The sequence below is a fragment of the Methylobacterium sp. J-072 genome, assembly GCF_022829425.1.
Classification (GTDB): Bacteria; Pseudomonadota; Alphaproteobacteria; order Rhizobiales; family Beijerinckiaceae; genus Methylobacterium.
The window spans coordinates 1-780 of record NZ_JAKSYK010000015.1 but is presented as its reverse complement, the minus strand read 5'-3'; the positions used below and the strand labels follow the sequence as shown (position 1 = coordinate 780).

Here is a 780-nt window from a genome sequence, read left to right as displayed (position 1 = left end):
GGCAGCGGTCGGGGACGAGCGATCATTCCAGCGGTTTTGGCTGAAGGTCTGGAAGCCGCCCCGAGCCGAAGTTGCCGGACGGCTGACGAACGTCCGCTTCGGAGAAGGGATGACGGCGGCCCAGGCGTCTGGGTTGGGTCGATAGGAGGCCGTCTGCTTTTCCGGCGGACCTTCTCCGAAGCGGACCGGCAGCTTACGGCCAGGTTACGCCATGCCGGATAGCCGTAAAGGCGCAAAACCGGTCCTTCGGCTTACCGCCTGCACGAACTCCCTGTAGTCCCGTCCTGGGATCGCAAGTGGGTGGCGGCCTGTAGGGACGGGATGGGGCTGCGCGGATGCCGATCAGCAGGATGGACCTCGTAGACGCGGCCTCGCCGGAGGCGCTCGTCAAACGCATCCTACAGGCTGAGCCGAACCTTTCGGTGCCCGTGCCGATCCAGGATCTGTGCGCGCGCCTTGGCATTCTCGGAATAGAGGACCTCGACACCGACGAGTTCGAGGGTGGCCTCGTTACCGACGCGAAGCGGTCCGAAGGCACTATCCTCGTCAAGCGCGGGGGCGAGCCGCGTCGCCGCTTCACGATCGCGCATGAACTCGCCCACTTCCTGCTGGCGCACCACGTCCCGGATCAATCCGGCCGGCGGACGATCTCCTGGGTCGCCGCGCCCTGCTCCTCCACGCCCGCCGCGATCGAGGTCGCCACGCCGCTGATCTCGCGGATCCGCCCGGTGATGCCGCCGATCGCCGTAACCGCTTGGCTGGTCGAGGCCTGGACCTGGG

General features: G+C 67.2%; 1 pseudogene. It reads left to right on the top strand.

The features are described from left to right. Positions 1-335: 335 nt before the first annotated feature. Positions 336-590, top strand: a pseudogene (locus MKK67_RS32835) (hypothetical protein); the annotation flags it as partial. Positions 591-780 lie beyond the last annotated feature (190 nt).